Here is a 17,453-nt window from a genome sequence, read left to right as displayed (position 1 = left end):
CTTCTGCCGGTGACTTTAGAAGCAATCAATTATGACTCCTTATTTACAAGTAGAAAACTTGACCAAGTCGTTCGGCGACTTGGTGCTTTTTAATGAAATATCTTTTGGCATTGCGGAAGGACAGCGCATCGGACTGATTGCCAAGAACGGTTCGGGCAAGACCACCTTGCTGAACATCCTGGCGGGAAAGGAAGGTTATGACGAAGGGAAAATCACTTTCCGTCGTGACCTGCGCGTGGGGTATCTGGAACAGAGCCCGAAGTATCCCGAAGAACTGACCGTGCTCGAGGCATGTTTCTATCATGGCAATTCCACGGTGGAACTGATCAAGGAATACGAACGGTGCATGGAAACACCCGGCAATCCCGGACTGGATGACCTGCTGGCACGGATGGAGCACGAGAAGGCGTGGGATTACGAACGCCGGGCCAAGCAGATTCTCTCGCAGCTGAAAATCCGCGACTTTTACCAGAAAATCGGACACTTGTCCGGCGGACAGCTGAAGCGGGTGGCCCTGGCCAATGTGCTGATTACGGAACCGGACTTGCTGATTCTGGACGAGCCGACCAACCATCTCGACCTGGATATGACCGAGTGGCTGGAGGAATACCTGAACCGTGGAAGCCTGAGCCTGCTCATGGTGACGCACGACCGTTATTTTCTGGACCGGGTATGCTCGGAAATCATAGAGATAGACAACCGCCAGCTGTATTCTTATAAAGGAAATTACAGTTATTACCTGGAAAAACGTCAGGAGCGCATCGAGGCGACCAATGCGGAGATTGCTCGTGCCAACAACCTGTATCGCACGGAGTTGGAGTGGATGCGACGGATGCCGCAGGCCCGCGGCCATAAGGCCCGCTATCGGGAGGAAGCGTTCTATGAACTGGAGAAAGTGGCCAAGCAGCGAAGTTATGACTCGAATGTGAAACTGGATGTCAAGGCGTCGTACATCGGTTCGAAGATTTTCGAGGCCGACCATCTCTGCAAGCGTTTCGGCGACCTGGTGATACTGGATGATTTTTCGTACGTTTTTGCCCGTTATGAGAAGATGGGTATCGTGGGCAACAACGGTACCGGCAAGTCCACGTTCATCAAGATTCTGATGGGACTGGAGAAGGCGGACAGCGGGACACTGGACATCGGCGAGAGCGTCCGTTTCGGTTATTACTCGCAGGAGGGACTGAAGTTCAACGAGCAGATGAAGGTGATTGACGTGATTACCGACATTGCCGAGGTGATTGAACTGGGCAACGGCAAGCGGCTCACGGCTTCGCAGTTCCTGCAGCATTTTTTGTTCACTCCCGAAACACAGCACAGCTATGTGTACAAGCTGAGCGGGGGAGAACGCCGTCGTCTGTATCTCTGTACGGTGCTGATGCGGAACCCGAACTTCCTGGTACTCGACGAGCCGACCAACGACCTGGATATCGTGACCTTACAGGTGCTGGAGGAATATTTGCAGAACTTCAAGGGATGTGTCATCGTGGTGAGTCACGACCGCTATTTCATGGACAAGGTGGTCGACCATCTGCTGGTGTTCAAAGGTCAGGGTGACATCCGAGATTTCCCGGGCAATTATTCCGACTACCGCGACTGGAAGCTGGCCAAGGCGGAACACGATAAGGAGGCCGCCAAACCGAAGGAGGAAAAGACCCAGCGTGTCCGGTTGAACGAAAAACGCCGCCTGACGTTCAAGGAGCGGAAAGAGTTGGAACAGCTGGAAAAAGACATTGCTACCCTGGAGGAGGAAAAGAAACTGTTGGAAGCCGACTTGTGCAGTGGTACGTTGAGTGTAGACGAACTGACCGAGAAGTCGAAGCGTCTGCCAGCCCTGAACGACGAGCTCGACGAGAAGACCATGCGCTGGCTGGAATTGAGTGAAATTGAGGGCTGAAAAAACGCCTTTACGTTTGGACTTAAACGCAAGTGCGTTTCATTCCAAACGCAAGTGCGTTTTAGGTAAAACGCAAGTACGTTTAAGAGCAAACGCACTTGCGTTTTTTTATGTGTTGTTCAGGCCGAAAGTAAGACTTTAAAGGTGTGTGGTAATCGGTTGTGATTCAGTTTGTTGTGTTCGTTTGAGAATAGTGATGGAGGTTGGTGATATGAGGGACGTCGTTTTCGTGAACAGAAAAAATCGGATGATAGTTCTTTTTCCCGAAGCCTGATTTGGCCGACAAAAAAGCCCGGACAAGTGCCTGATTCTATTTACGTGGCACTTATCCGGGTTTCTTGTAGAGAAACACAAACGGATGGATTTTAGTTCTTCACCGTTCGTTCGCCTTGTTTTTTCTGCTGGTTACCTCCCTTTTTCTTCCATCCGCCTTTTTTGTTGCGGGAGAAATTCTTGACCTGCTTGTTGCCTCCGCCTTTCTTGGAAGTACGGGGAGCATAAGCCGGGCCTTCGCCCACTTCTTCGGGCAAGGGGAGCTTGTAAATATCTTTTCCCAGGAAATTCTCAATCTGTTTGAATCGGGTCTGTTCCGTTTCGCTCACAAACGTGATGGCACATCCGTCGTTGTTGGCGCGGGCCGTACGTCCGATGCGGTGTACATAGTCCTCGCTGTCGTGCGGTACGTCGTAGTTGATGACCAGACGGATGTCGTCGATGTCGATACCGCGGGCCACGATGTCGGTAGCTACCAGAATGTCAATGCGGCGGTTGCGGAACTCGTGCATGATTTCTTCCCGCTGGCTCTGTTCCAGGTCGGAGTGCATTTCGCCCACGTTCAGCTTCATCCGCTTCAGGGCCTTGGTCACTTCCTTCACCTTCAGCTTGGAAGAAGCAAAGATAATCACCCGTTCCGGCTCCTGCGACTGGAAGAGTGACTGGATGATGCCCAACTTCTGTGCCTCGTAGCAGATGTAGGCCGCCTGGATAATCTTGTCCGCCGGTTTGGATACCGCCAGTTTCACTTCCACCGGGTCGTGAAGGATGGTCTTGGCCAGCTGTTGGATTTTGGTCGGCATGGTAGCCGAGAACATGATGGTCTGCCGTTCCTTGGGGAGGTATTTCACAATCTGCATGATGTCTTCCGCAAATCCCATGTCGAGCATTCGGTCGGCTTCGTCGAGGATGAAGAACGATACCTTCGACAAGTCCACGTATCCCAGACTCAGGTGACTGATGAGTCGTCCGGGAGTGGCGATGACCACATCGGCCCCCAGGGTCAGTCCCTTTTTCTCCTGTTCAAAGCGGATGCCGTCGTTTCCTCCGTACACCGCCACGCTCGAAACGGGCATGAAATACGAAAAACCCTCCATTTGCTGGTCAATCTGCATGGCCAGCTCACGGGTGGGCGACATGATGATACAGTTGATGGCATCTTCCGGATAGCCTCCCTTGCTCAACTGGTTCAACACCGGGAGCAGATAAGCTGCTGTTTTCCCCGTACCTGTCTGGGCCACGCCAATCAGGTCTTTTCCTTCCAGGATGACCGGAATGGTGTGTTCCTGCACGGGCGTACATTCCTGGAAATTCATGGCGTCCAATGCATCGAGGACGCTATCTTCTAAGTTCAGTTCTGAAAACTTCATATCTTGGTTTTATGCTTGTCGTTATAGTTTTCCCCGTTCGTCGAGGTAAGAATCCTTGAATCCCAGGAAGTAGAGTACCCCGTCGATTCCGATGGTGTTGATGGACTGCTGTGCATTGGCTACTACTTTCGGTTTGGCGTGGAAGGCGATTCCCAGTCCCGCTACGGAGAGCATCGGCAGGTCGTTGGCTCCGTCGCCCACAGCAATGGTCTGTGCGATGTCCACCTTCTCCACCTGTGCCAGCAGTTGCAGGAGTTCGGCTTTCCGCTTGCCGTCCACGATGTCGCCCAGGTAACGTCCGGTCAGTTTTCCATCCACGATTTCCAGCTGGTTGGCATACACGTAGTCGATGCCGAACTTGTCTTTCAGGTAGTTGCCGAAGTAAGTGAATCCTCCCGAGAGGATGGCAATCTTGTAGCCGTAGCGTTTGAGCACGAACATCAGGCGTTCCACGCCTTCGGTAATGGGCAGATGTTCGGCGATGTCGCGCATCACGCTTTCATCCAAGCCTTTGAGCAGGGCCACCCGTTCCTTGAAACTTTCGCAGAAGTCGATTTCTCCCCGCATGGCCCTTTCCGTGATGGCCTTTACCTGGTCGCCCACACCGGCCCGCATGGCCAGTTCGTCGATGACCTCCGTTTCAATCAGGGTAGAATCCATATCGAAACAGATGAGTCGGCGCATGCGGCGGTACATGTTGTCCTGCTGGAAGGAGAAGTCCATACCCAGCGACGAACTCAGCTGCATCAGCTGGCTCTGCAGGGCTTCGCGGTCTTTCGGAGTGCCTCTGACCGAGAATTCGATGCAGGCCCGCACATTGGCTTTTTTCTCATCGAGCGGGATACGTCCTGTCAGACGGCGGATGCCGTCGATGTTCAGTTGTTGCTCCGCCAGAATCCGCGTGGCACCGGCAATCTGTTCAGCGGTCAGCTTCCGACCCAGCAGGGTCAGGATGTAACGGTTTTTGCCTTGCAGGTTCACCCATGTTTCATATTCCTCCGCGCTGATGGGGTAGAAGCGGATGTTGATGCCCAAATCCGATGCCTTGAAAAGCAATTCCTTCATGATATTTCCGGAATCTTTGTCGGAGCATTTGAAAAGAATGCCCAGCGACAGGGTACTGTGGATGTCGGCCTGTCCGATGTCCATAATGTCTACTTGGTATTTCGATAAGATTGCGGTCACCGATGCGGTCAGCCCCGGCCTGTCCACTCCGCTGATACGGATTAATATCAATTCAGTTTTGTTTTCCATGGTTGTTTGTTTGCGTGATATCTTTGCAAATGTACAAATTATCTTCTATCCGATGGCATAAAAGGCACAAAAAAAGCCATCCCTGCGGGCTTGCAGGAATGGCTTTCCCTATTTTGAGGGGTAAATTAAATCATTTCCACGCTTCGTTTCACGAAATTGGTCAGGGCTTCTCCTTTCAACATGTTGTTCTGCAACAGAGCCAGGTCGATGAGCTGGTGAACCACTTTGTTGTCGGCGGCATAGCCGTTGAGGATGTTTTCCTTCTCAGCCTTCTGGGCGTCGATTTTCTTCTCCACGTCTTTCAGTTCGTCTTTCTCCGTGGTCGGAATTTCCTCGTCCTTCTTGCCTTCCTGTGCCTTGTGCAACTCGTTGCGGCGCAAAGTCAGCATGGCAAGTTCAGATTCCACCGGCACCAGTTTCTCGGCACAAGCGCTTTCTGCTTCGCTCAATACCTGCTTAATCAGACGATGGTCAGTGTTCAGTACCAGGTTGAACATGTCCGGCATTTCGCCATAGAAGCTCATGCCTGGCTGGATGCTGGCCATATCCTTCATACGGCGCATGTATTCGGCCTGTGTGATGACAATCGGAGCGCCGCTTTCGCCCAAGGCGTGTGCCTCTACGTGGAACTCGGTCTTCTTCACTTTCGGCATCTGGCCTTTGAACAAGGTGCTGAGCACTTCCTGCTTGTCTTGCGGAAGTTCTTCGCCTTTCTGCTCTTCCTTCACAATCAGGCGGTCGATGATGTCACTATCCACACGGGTGAAGTGGCTCTTTTCGAACTTCTGTTCCAGCATGTTGATCATCGGCACATCCAGCTGGCCGTCGAGCAACAGCACGTTGTAGCCTTTGTTCTTGGCGGCGTCAATGTAAGTGTACTGCTCGTCGGCGTTGTTGGCATACAGATAAATCAGGTTGCCGTCCTTGTCGGTCTGGCTGTCCTTGATGAGGGTCTGGTATTCCTCGAACGTATAATATTTGTTGTCTGTATCCTTGAACAGGGCAAACTTGGAAGCCTTTTCGTAGAAGTCTTCCTGCGTCAGCATACCGTAGTTGATGAAGATTTTCAGGTCGTCCCATTTTTCTTCAAACTCTTTCCGGTCGTTCTTGAAGATAGATTGCAGACGGTCGGCCACCTTTTTGGTGATGTAAGTCGAAATCTTCTTCACGTTCGAATCGCTCTGCAGGTAAGAACGGGAAACGTTCAATGGAATATCCGGTGAGTCGATGACACCGTGAAGCAGGGTCAGGAAGTCCGGAACGATGCCTTCTACAGAGTCGGTCACATATACCTGATTGCAATACAACTGAATCTTGTTACGTTGCAGGTCGATGTTGCTCTTGATTTTCGGGAAGTAAAGCACACCCGTCAGGTTGAACGGATAGTCCACGTTCAGGTGAATCCAGAACAGCGGTTCGTCGGCCATCGGATACAAGTCGCGATAGAACTTCTTGTAGTCTTCTTCCTTCAGTTCCGACGGCTTCTTGGTCCAGATAGGACAAGTGTCGTTAATCAGGTTGTCTTCTTCCGTTTCTACCTGCTTGCCATCTTTCCATTCTTTCTTCTTGCCGAAAGCTACCGGTACCGGAAGGAAGTGGCAATACTTAGTCAGCAAGCCCTGCAGACGAGAATCTTCCAGGAATTCCTTGCAATCGTCGTCCACATACAGGATGATGTCGGTACCCCGGTCGTTACGTTCTGTTTCTTCGAGGGTAAACTCAGGACTACCGTCACAACTCCATTTCATGGCTTTGGCGTCATCCTTATAAGAACGGGTGATGATTTCCACTTTCTTGGCCACCATGAAGGCAGAGTAGAATCCCAGACCGAAGTGACCGATGATGGCGTTGGCATCGTCCTTGTATTTCTCCAGGAAGTCGTTGGCGCCGGAGAAGGCAATCTGGTTGATGTATTTGTCGATTTCCTCGGCCGTCATACCCAGACCACGGTCGCTGATGGTGATGGTACCGTTGTCCTTGTCGGCTTTTACGCGGACGGTCAAATCGCCCAGTTCCCCTTTGAACTCACCGGTAGCCGCCAGTGTTTTCAGTTTTTGAGTGGCATCCACGGCGTTTGAAACCAGCTCGCGGAGGAATATTTCATGGTCGCTGTACAAAAATTTCTTGATGATGGGGAAGATGTTCTCTGTTGTAACCCCGATATTACCTTTCTGCATATCTCTTTATTTTTTATGATTGTCGAATAAAAATTTTTCTCCGGTCTTTTCACAAAAAAAATGCCAGATACATTCGTACCTGACATTTTGTCTGTATTCCGAAATTCTGACAGAGAATTCCGTTTATTCTTTTGTGGCTTTTTCCACTTTCATCTCCACTCCGTCGCCCTGTGCGTTGAGCGATACGTGCAAGGTGTCGCCCGCTTCCGGTTCCTCGTTGAGGATGAGTTCCGCCAAACCGTCTTCCAGGTGGTTCTGGATGGCACGCTTCAAGGGGCGGGCGCCGAATTGTACGTCGTAACCCTTTTCGGCCACAAAGCGTTTGGCTTCCGGGTCGAGCAGGAGCCGATAGCCGCAACCTTCGATGCGGTCGTAGAGTCCCTTCAGTTCGATGTCGATAATCTTCTCCAGCGAGTCGATGTCCAGCTGGTCGAACATCACGATTTCATCCAGACGATTGATGAATTCCGGGGCGAACGACTTGTTCAATGCCTTGCGAATCACACTATTGGCATGTTCCTTCTCGTTCTCACTGGTCTGGGCCGTGAAGCCGATGCCCTTGCCGAATTCTTTCAGCTGGCGGGTACCGATGTTGGACGTCATGATGATGACCGTATTCTTAAAATCCACGGTACGTCCCAGACTATCCGTCAACCGACCTTCGTCCATCACTTGCAGGAGCATGTTGAACACATCGGGATGTGCCTTTTCGATTTCATCCAGCAAGACGATAGAGTAAGGGCGGCGGCGCACTTTTTCCGTCAGCTGGCCGCCTTCCTCGTAACCCACGTATCCCGGAGGAGCTCCTACCAGACGTGACACGGTGAACTTTTCCATATATTCACTCATATCAATACGGATAATGGCCTCTGTGGAGCCAAACATGTTCTTGGCCAGTTCTTTGGCCAGATGCGTTTTTCCCACGCCTGTAGGTCCTAAAAAGAGAAACGTGCCAATCGGCTTGTTCGGGTCTTTCAGGCCCACACGGCTCCGCTGGATGCTTCTCACGAGGGTGTCAATCGCTTTGTCTTGTCCGATGACTTTGGATAGCAAGGCTTGCCGCATTCCTTTCAGCCGAATTCCCTCCGACTGGGCCATGCGTTGTACGGGAACTCCTGAAATCATGGACACCACTTCCTCAATCTGGGGAGCGTCTACGGTTTCGCGGTTGTCTTTCAACTTCTCCTGCCATTCATTTTTCAGACGGTCGAGCTGTGCGGTATATTGGTTCTCGCGGTCGCGGAAGCTGGCAGCCAGTTCGAAGTTCTGCAAACGGATGGCCTCGTTCTTGTGTTGCTGGGCTTCCTCAATCAACCGCTCCTGTTCCTCGATTTCTTTCGGTACGGAGATGTGAGTCAGGTGAATACGTGAGCCTGCTTCGTCCAGTGCGTCAATGGCCTTGTCCGGGAAATAGCGGTCGGTCACATAACGGTCGGTCAGGCGTACACAAGCCTCGAGTGCTTCGTCGGTGTACATCACATTGTGGTGCTCTTCGTATTTGTCCTTGATGTTCCGGAGAATCTGCAACGTCTCTTCGGGAGTGGTAGGTTCTACCAGTACTTTCTGGAAACGGCGTTCCAGCGCTCCATCCTTTTCGATGTTCTTCCGGTACTCGTCGAGCGTGGTAGCACCGATGCATTGGATTTCACCACGGGCCAGCGCCGGTTTCAACATATTGGCGGCGTCCATGGAACCGGCTGCTGAACCTGCTCCCACGATGGTATGGATTTCATCGATGAACAGAATAACGTCCGGATTCTTTTTGACCTCTGACAAAATGGCACGGATACGCTCCTCAAATTCACCGCGGTATTTGGTGCCGGCCACTACTGCCGTCATATCGAGCGATACAATCCGTTTCTCGAACAGGGTGCGCGACACGTTTTTCTCGATGATGCGGAGCGCCAGTCCTTCCGCAATGGCGGATTTTCCTACTCCCGGTTCTCCGATGAGAATCGGGTTATTCTTCTTTCTCCGGCTCAGAATCTGGGCGATTCGTTCAATTTCCTTTTCCCGTCCAATCACGGGGTCGAGTTTGCCTTCCCCGGCTGCCTTTGTCAGGTCAATGCCGTATTTGTTCAGGTTGGGGGTGTCTCCGTCCGGGTATTTGGGAGGGGCTGTTTGCGTAGTCTGGCGATTGTTAGGGGCGCCTGAAGCACCCTCGTTCCTGTCCGGAGCGTTTCGGTGTCCGATGCCTTCCTCTTCTTCGTCATCATTGAAATCCAGTCCGTTGATAATCGTATTGCCCGATTTCAGACGGTCGGTGATTTTTGCGTAAGTTACATCATTCTTTTCCAAAATCTTGGATGCGTTATTTTGATTGTCTCTCATAATTGCCAGTAAAATATGGGGTGTGTCCACCTTCTGTTCATTCATCAGTTTAGCTTCCAGCAGGCTCAGAGTCAGTATTTTGGAGGTCTCCGGACTGAAGGAAATATCCTGAGAATAATTTTCGGGGATGGACTGTTCACGTAATTGCGTTTCTAATTCGTTCTTGATGGCTTTCAGGTCCAGGTAGAACGACTTTAGAATCTCTGCCGCTTTACACTCACCGTCGCGTATGATGCCCAATAGCAGATGTGCAGGCTCGATATGGGCGTTCTGGAGTCGGTTGGCCTCTTCCTTGCCATATACGACAATATCAGACACTTGTTGCGTAAATTCGTTGCTCATCAAATTCATATATATCCTCAAAGTTAAGTCAAAAATAGATTGCAAATATACATTATAATAAAGATTTCAAGCGAAGTCTTTTTCTCTATTTAACAAAATGTGTGCCACACGGGCTGTATGCCCTCCCAAAAGAGGTGCCACGCGTATTTTTTAGGGGAAAAGTTTTTGTATATCGGCTAAAAGTCGTACTTTAGCATGGTTTTTCACAAGCCTTGAAAAGGAAGTATAATTAATAATGTGTTAAATGCAAGAACAAGACAGAATTATAAAAATCAACATCGAAGAGGAAATGAAGTCGTCGTACATTGACTACTCTATGTCGGTAATCGTGGCACGCGCCCTCCCTGATGTAAGAGATGGATTTAAGCCGGTGCATCGCCGTATTTTGTATGGAATGATGGAGCTGGGAAATACATCCGACAAACCGTATAAAAAAGCCGCGAGAATCGTGGGTGAAGTGTTGGGTAAATACCATCCCCACGGTGACTTGTCTGTATATGGAGCCCTCGTCAGAATGGCTCAAGACTGGTCGATGCGTTATCCGCTGGTCGACGGTCAAGGTAACTTCGGTTCTATTGACGGTGATAGTGCGGCCGCCATGCGATATACCGAAGCCCGCCTGAAGAAAATCGGCGAGGAAATGATGCAGGACCTTTACAAGGAAACCGTAGACTTCACCAACAACTTTGATGATACGTTGCAGGAACCTACCGTCATGCCGACCCGTATTCCGAACCTGTTGGTGAACGGAGCATCGGGTATCGCCGTAGGTATGGCTACCAACATGCCGACCCACAACTTGCGCGAAGTGATTGATGCCTGCGTGGCTTACATTGACAACAATGATATTGATGTGGACGGCCTGATGCAATACATCAAGGCGCCCGACTTCCCGACAGGAGGATATATATATGGTATAAGCGGGGTGCGCGACGCCTACGAAACCGGACGCGGACGTATCGTGATGCGTGCAAAGGCGGAAATCGAATCGCATCCTACGCACGACAAGATTGTGGTGACGGAAATTCCTTACGGCGTGAACAAGGCCGAACTCATCAAGAGCATCGCCGACTTGTCGAACGAAAAGAAAATAGACGGTATTTCGAATGTGAACGATGAAACCGACCGCGAAGGTATGCGTATCGTCATCGACATCAAGCGGGATGCCAACGCCAGCGTGGTGCTCAACAAGCTTTATAAGATGACCATGCTTCAGACTTCATTCGGTGTGAACAACGTGGCGCTGGTTCACGGTCGTCCGCGTCTGCTCAACCTGAAGGACCTGATTAAATATTTCGTGGAACACCGCCACGAGGTGGTAATCCGCCGTACGCGTTACGACCTGCGCAAGGCCAAGGAACGTGCCCACATTCTGGAAGGTCTGATTATCGCTTCCGACAATATCGACGAGGTAATCCGCATCATCCGTGCGGCCAAGACCCCGAACGAGGCGATTACCAACCTGATGGCCCGCTTCAACCTGAGCGAGATTCAGGCCCGCGCCATTGTGGAAATGCGTTTGCGCCAGCTCACCGGTCTGATGCAAGACCAGCTCCATGCTGAATACGAGGACTTGATGAAGCAGATTGCTTACTTCGAGGAAATCCTGAGCAACGAGGAACTTTGTAAGAAGGTTATCAAGGACGAACTGATTGAAGTGAAAGAAAAATACGGTGACGACCGCCGTTCGGAAATCGTGTATGCTTCGGAAGAATTCAATCCGGAAGACTTCTATGCCGACGATGAAATGGTCATCACCATTTCCCACATGGGATACATCAAGCGTACACCGCTTTCTGAGTTCCATGCACAGAACCGTGGCGGGGTAGGCTCAAAGGGTAGCGAAACCCGTAACGAAGACTTTATCGAACATATTTATCCGGCTACGATGCACAACACTCTTCTGTTCTTCACACAGAAAGGAAAGTGCTACTGGCTGAAAGTATATGAGATTCCGGAAGGCAACAAGACCTCCAAGGGACGTGCCATCCAGAACCTGCTGAACATCGAGGCCGATGATGTGGTAACGGCTTATCTGCGTGTGAAGAACTTGAACGACACGGCCTTCATCAATAGCCACTACGTGCTTTTCTGTACGAAGAACGGGGTAATCAAGAAGACCTTGCTGGAACAGTACTCACGTCCGCGTCAGAACGGTGTGAATGCCATTACGATTCGTGAGGATGACCGCGTGATTGAAGTGCGCATGACCAACGGCAACAACGAAATCGTGATTGCCAACCGCAACGGCCGTGCCATCCGCTTCCACGAAAGTGCTGTCCGCGAAATGGGACGTACGGCTACGGGTGTACGCGGCATCACGCTCGATGAGGATGGAGCCGATGAAGTAATCGGAATGATTTGCATCAAGGACCCCGACACGGAAACCATCATGGTGGTATCTGAAAACGGTTACGGAAAACGTTCGGACATTGAGGACTACCGCAAGACCAACCGTGGCGGAAAGGGTGTGAAGACGCTGAACATTACGGAAAAGACCGGACACTTGGTAGCCATCAAGTCGGTAACCGACGACAATGACCTGATGATTATCAACAAGTCGGGCATCACCATCCGTTTGAAAGTGGCCGACGTGCGCATCATGGGACGTGCCACACAAGGCGTGCGCCTGATTGATTTGGAAAAACGGAACGACCAGATTGGTTCTGTCTGCAAGGTAGCTTCTGAAACGGAAGAGGAAGAGGCGGAAGGCACAGAAACCATCCAGCCATCGGACATCCAGCCGGTTGACGGGGAAACCATCCAGCCTGCGGAGGAAGAAGGTGACGAGAATTCCGACAAAAACTAACTTGAATATTTGTATTACTAAATTCAAACCTTATGAAAAAAGTTTTATTTACAGCAGCTTTATTCTTCACGGCATGCGCTGTTTCCGCTCAGGAAAGCGTAGTGAAGGAAGCGAAATCTGCCAAGAGCGATCCTGCAAAGGCAGCACAAATCATCGAACCGGCGTTGACCGACCCTTCAACGGCTAATGACCCTGAAACATGGAAACTGGCTGGTGATTTCCAGAAGTCCATCTATGACGATGAAAACATGAAACTGTATTTGCCGGGTGGTCAGGCAGATACCGCCAAATTGTACAATAGTCTGGCCAAACTGTTTGAATACTACACAAAATGTGACGAAGTAGAACAGGCTAAAGTAAAGAGCGGTGAACTGAAGAAACCGAAACTGAGAAAGAAACTGGCCAAGACTTTGGCTACGGTTCGTCCTCAGCTGACTAACGCTGGTTCTGACGCGTACAACTCAGGTAACTATGCTAACGCATTGAAATTCTTCGGTCTGTTTGTAGACGCTCCGCAGAACCCGATGTTCGAAAGCGAAGAAGCCGTGAAGAACGATACATTGGTTCCGTTGATTGCCAACTATGCAGCACTTGCCGCAAACTCTTTGAAAGACAATGCAGCCGTAATCAAATATGCCACTATCGGTAAGGAACACAAAGAAGAAGGTTACCGTTCACTGATGTGCCTGGCTGAAGCATACGGAAAGGGTGAAACTCCCGATTCCACCAAATGGCTGGCTACTATCCAGGAAGGTGTGGAAAAATTCCCGGCTCAGGAATACTTCATCGGTAACCTGATGGACTATTACATCCAGAAGGGTAAGATTGACGAAGGTCTGGCTCAGATGGATGCCGTATTGGCCAAGAATTCTACTCCTTACTTCCTGTATGTAAAGGGTGTGCTTCAGTATGAAAAGAAAGATTACGATGGAGCCATCGCTACTCTCAACCAGATTATCTCAGAAGGAAAAGACTTCGTAGGTGAAGCCTATTCCAAGATTGGCGACTGCTACTTCTTCCCGGCTCAGGAACTTGTAGAAGAAAACTCCAAGCTTTCTATGGACGACCCGAAATATGCCACCAATGAAGGCAAAATCAAGGAAATGTACGAAAAGGCTCAGCCTTTCTATGAAAAAGCCAAGGAAGTGAAGCCGGACAACCGCCAGTTGTGGGGTCAGTACCTGCTGAACATCTACTGGAAGCTTGACAAGGAAAAATACAATGCCCTTGAAAAAGAACTGGGTTACTAATAAATAAAAAGGTGTGCGGACCGCTCTTCCGGGCGGTTCGTCCCTCTTTCGGAAAACTCCTTTGTGCGGAAACGAGGCACAAAGGAGTTTTTTTGTAACTTTACCCCATCATGCATTTAAAATATCATCCACCATGAATTCAGACACCCAACCGGTTTCACCCGGCCCCATGAAAATCATCTTCAACTACCAGAACGTGTTTTTCAGCTTCTTCTATGACGATGCCGACGCCTGCGTGCACCGCTCGCGCGAATATGCCATGAACTACGTGTTTTCCGGCGAAATGGTGCTCGACGACGGAAGCCGCCAGGTGCACGTGGGAAAAGGAGAGTGTGTGTTCATTCCGCGCGACCACCGGGTGACGATGTACAAGAAGGCCTGCCACGGGGAGCAGTATTGCGGCATCTACCTGTGTTTCACCCGTCCGTTCCTGCGCGAGATGTACGGCAAATACGCCCTCCAGGAAGACCGCCCCGCAAAGACGGAGAGATTCGTTCCCGGCGTGAGAAAGCTGCCCCCTTCGGCAGAGATTGAGAGCCTTTTCGCCTCGATGACCCCTTACTTCAATCCGGAGGTGAAGCCTCAGGACGACGTGATGCGCCTGAAGCTGGAGGAAGGCTTGCTGGCCTTGCTCCACACGGACCGCCGCTTCATGACCCTCTTGTTCGATTTCAGTACCCCGTGGAAGATGGACATCCTCGACTTCATGAACCGGAACTACATGTACGAGTTCTCGCTCGAGGAACTGGCGCACTACACGGGGCGCAGCCTGGCCACCTTCAAGCGCGATTTCAAGAAGGTGAGCGACCTGACGCCCGAGAAATGGCTCATCCGCAAACGGCTGGAAGTGGCCTACCGCCTGATAAAGGAGGAACACCGGAAAGTGGTGGAGGTCTATGCCGAAGTGGGCTTCAAGAACCCCTCGCATTTCTCCACGGCCTTCAAGAAGCAATACGGCATCCCGCCCACGGCACTGGTGCCGGCGCTCCCGGTCTGAGCCTTTCGGAAATGAAATTTGAGCCTCACAGAAATGCCTCTGTGGGGCTTTTGTGTTATTTTTGCCTCCGTAGAAACATAGAAATTTGTAGAATGGATAATAAAATGTGGAAGACGTTGTGTGCGGCATCGGCGGCCTGGTTTCTGGCTACGGGCAGCCTTTCCGCCGCAACGCCGGATGTAAAAACGGAGGTGAAAATGGAAAGACAGAGTTTGAATCTTACGCAGGAATGGGACAAGGTGTTCGCCTTGAGCCCGAAGGTGAGCCACCGCAAGGTGACCTTTACGAACCGCTACGGCATCACCCTGGCGGCGGATATGTATGTGCCCAAAGAGGCCGAAGGCAAGCTGCCGGCCATTGCCGTGAGCGGACCGTTCGGGGCCGTGAAGGAACAGTCGTCCGGGCTGTATGCCATGACACTGGCCGAACGGGGCTTCCTCACCATCGCCTTCGACCCCTCGTACACGGGTGAGAGCGGAGGCGAACCGCGCTACGTGGCCTCGCCCGACATCAATACGGAGGACTTCTGTGCGGCGGTCGACTTCCTGTCCACTTGCGACCAGGCGGATGCCGGCCGTATCGGTATCCTGGGCATCTGCGGATGGGGAGGCATGGCCCTCAACGCGGCGGCCATCGATACCCGTATCAAGGCCACGGTGACTTCCACGATGTACGACATGAGCCGCGTCACGGCCAACGGCTATTTCGATGCCATGGATGCCGACGCCCGCTATGAGCAGCGCGAGCAGCTCAACGCCCAGCGCACGGAAGACTACCGCCGCGGCACGTACGCCCGGGCCGGAGGAGTGGTGGACCCGTTGCCCGCCGATGCGCCCCAGTTCGTGAAGGATTATCATGCCTATTACAAGACCCCGCGCGGCTACCACAGGCGCTCGCTCAACTCCAACGACGGATGGAACAAGACCTCGGCCCTTTCGTTCATGAACATGCCCCTGCTGAGTTATAGCCATGAGATACGAAGTGCCGTGCTGATGATTCACGGCGAGAAGGCCCATTCGCGCTACTTCAGCGAGGATGCCTTCAAGAAGCTCAAGGGCGGCAACAAGGAACTGCTCATCATTCCCGGTGCCAGTCACGTGGACCTGTACGACCGGATGGACGTGATTCCTTTCGACAAAATCGAACAGTTCTTCCGCACGTACCTGAAATGAAATTCCGTTCTTCAGTGTTTCTCGGAAACTGTTTCGGTAAAGTGAAGAAACGAGATTTTAGACGTAGAATAAAGGGGGTGAGATTGTTTTCAATTAGAAAAGTAGGAAAGACTTCCTTGTAATCTATAGAATTACCCTATAAGAATCTCCTGTTTTTAGCTATAGAATTCTAATAAACAAAGGCTAAAGCAGGAGGTCTTTTACTTTTAAAACTTGCCTATAAAATTTTTCCCTTAGTATTTTTGTGATGAAACGGTCTCATCTTTATGTGATGATGATTGTCCTTAGCAGATTCGGGCTTTCCAAATAAAAAATGCATCCTGAAAGTGATACATGACTTCTGGGATGCATTTTTTTATGATATAATAATTCCTTCCATGGGGTGTATGGACAACGCAACTTTATTTCGGCGCCTTGCGGTAGAGGTAAATCGCAATGAACAGATAGAGGATGTTCGGAATCCATACCGCGAGGTTGGGCGACGCGTTTCCGTTGATGGCGAAGGTCGACGAAATGGTCTGGAACAGGATGTAGGAGAAACTCAGGGCGATACCGATACCCAAGTGAAGTCCCATACCTCCTTTCCGCTTCTGCGACGAGAGCGAGAGCCCGATGACCGTCAGGATGAAGGCCGCGAACGAAGTGGCGATGCGCCGGTAGTATTCCACCTCGAACACCTTGATGTTGGCGAACCCTCGTTGCTTCTGCTTGTCGATGTATTCCCGTAGCTGGGGGCTGGTCATGGTTTCCTGCTGCCCTCGGGTAATCAGGAAGTCCTGCGGCTCCATGTTGATGATGGAGTCCATACGGTCGCCGTGAGTGATGGTCTCGCGCATGCCCTTCATCTCCCGAATCATGTAGTCCTTGATAATCCACCGGTGTACGGCGGTCGTGTCGTAGGTGATGCGGCGGGCCGTGAGGTGCGACACCAGCTTGTGGTCTTCAAACTTGTCGAGCGAGAAGCGGTAGGCCGTCTTGTTGTAGTCCTCGTAGCGTTCCATGTAGGCAATCACCCCCGTGTCCACCTCCAGCTGGATGTTGCGCACATAATCCGTCTTCTTCTTGTTCTTGTACACCTGTTCGAACTTCAGTCGCGTCACACTTCCCGTGGGGATGACCTCCGTGCTCAGCACGTAAGTGACCAGGGCGATGATGGCTGCCGAAATCATGTAAGGCACCATGAGCCGCTTGAAACTCATGCCCGTGGAGAACATGGCGATGATTTCGGAGTTCTCCGCCAGCTTCGACGTGAAGAAAATCACGGCGATGAACACGAACAACGGACTGAACAGGTTGGTGTAGTAAGGGATGAAGTTCAGGTAATAGTCGAAGATGATGGCACTGATGGGCGCCTTGTTGTTGATGAAGTCGTCAATGTTTTCATTGATGTCGAACACCACGGCAATGGAGATAATCAGTGCGATGGCAAAGAAATAGGTGCCCAGGAACTTCACGATGATGTACCTGTCGAGCCGTTTCAGCCATTTCTTCTTGAACGGGTTTCCTTTTAATTTTTTCAGCTGTTCCCTTCCTGCTTTCAGGTAGAAACGGAACAGCTGGAACACATTGTGCTTCATATCA

10 protein-coding genes are annotated in these 17,453 nt (G+C 51.1%); 5 read left to right on the top strand and 5 right to left on the bottom strand.

What is annotated here, in order from left to right:
- Positions 1-31: 31 nt before the first annotated feature.
- Positions 32-1,897 carry a ribosomal protection-like ABC-F family protein gene (abc-f, locus tag BQ7480_RS09685; protein WP_072542671.1) on the top strand — a complete coding sequence of 622 codons (1,866 nt, stop codon included), beginning with the start codon at positions 32-34 and terminating at the stop codon, positions 1,895-1,897.
- Between the two features lie 365 nt (positions 1,898-2,262).
- Here the strand turns inward: abc-f and BQ7480_RS09680 are convergent, their stop codons facing one another.
- The 4 genes from BQ7480_RS09680 to BQ7480_RS09665 all read right to left on the bottom strand — a co-directional run bounded on the left by BQ7480_RS09680 (position 2,263) and on the right by BQ7480_RS09665 (position 9,644).
- On the bottom strand, positions 2,263-3,540 hold the full coding sequence (locus tag BQ7480_RS09680; protein WP_072542670.1) for a DEAD/DEAH box helicase: 1,278 nt from the start codon (positions 3,538-3,540) through the stop codon (positions 2,263-2,265).
- Positions 3,541-3,561: 21 nt separating this feature from the next.
- Positions 3,562-4,794: a phosphoserine phosphatase SerB gene (serB, locus tag BQ7480_RS09675; RefSeq protein ID WP_072542669.1), complete on the bottom strand. Its 1,233-nt coding sequence runs from the start codon at positions 4,792-4,794 to the stop codon at positions 3,562-3,564.
- A gap of 125 nt (positions 4,795-4,919) precedes the next feature.
- Positions 4,920-6,971 (bottom strand): molecular chaperone HtpG, encoded by a 2,052-nt coding sequence (htpG, locus tag BQ7480_RS09670; RefSeq protein ID WP_072542668.1) that lies wholly within the window; start codon positions 6,969-6,971, stop codon positions 4,920-4,922.
- 123 nt (positions 6,972-7,094) lie between these two features.
- A complete protein-coding gene (locus BQ7480_RS09665; protein WP_072543977.1) occupies positions 7,095-9,644 on the bottom strand; it encodes an ATP-dependent Clp protease ATP-binding subunit in 2,550 nt (849 codons plus the stop codon).
- A 244-nt stretch (positions 9,645-9,888) separates the two neighbouring features.
- Here BQ7480_RS09665 and gyrA point away from each other — a divergent pair, with 244 nt between their 5' ends.
- The 4 genes from gyrA (at position 9,889) to BQ7480_RS09645 (ending at position 15,872) form a co-directional block, all read left to right on the top strand.
- Positions 9,889-12,453: a DNA gyrase subunit A gene (gyrA, locus tag BQ7480_RS09660; RefSeq protein WP_072542667.1), complete on the top strand. Its 2,565-nt coding sequence runs from the start codon at positions 9,889-9,891 to the stop codon at positions 12,451-12,453.
- Positions 12,454-12,485: 32 nt separating this feature from the next.
- Complete coding sequence (locus BQ7480_RS09655; RefSeq protein ID WP_072542666.1) at positions 12,486-13,703, top strand: tetratricopeptide repeat protein; 1,218 nt, start codon at positions 12,486-12,488, stop codon at positions 13,701-13,703.
- Positions 13,704-13,872: 169 nt separating this feature from the next.
- The gene (locus BQ7480_RS09650) at positions 13,873-14,700 is read left to right on the top strand and encodes an AraC family transcriptional regulator (RefSeq protein ID WP_072543976.1); all 828 of its coding nucleotides are present in this window, start codon (positions 13,873-13,875) and stop codon (positions 14,698-14,700) included.
- Between the two features lie 92 nt (positions 14,701-14,792).
- Complete coding sequence (locus BQ7480_RS09645; RefSeq protein WP_072542665.1) at positions 14,793-15,872, top strand: alpha/beta hydrolase; 1,080 nt, start codon at positions 14,793-14,795, stop codon at positions 15,870-15,872.
- Positions 15,873-16,273: 401 nt separating this feature from the next.
- Here the strand turns inward: BQ7480_RS09645 and BQ7480_RS09640 are convergent, their stop codons facing one another.
- Entirely contained in the window at positions 16,274-17,449 is a 1,176-nt protein-coding gene (locus BQ7480_RS09640) for an LptF/LptG family permease (protein WP_139255750.1), read from the bottom strand.
- Between the last annotated feature and the right edge of the window lie 4 nt (positions 17,450-17,453).

Source organism: Bacteroides mediterraneensis, from assembly GCF_900128455.1.
Lineage (GTDB): Bacteria > Bacteroidota > Bacteroidia > Bacteroidales > Bacteroidaceae > Phocaeicola > Phocaeicola mediterraneensis.
The sequence above is the reverse complement of the archived record's forward strand: the minus strand, read 5'-3'. Positions and strand labels throughout refer to the sequence as shown.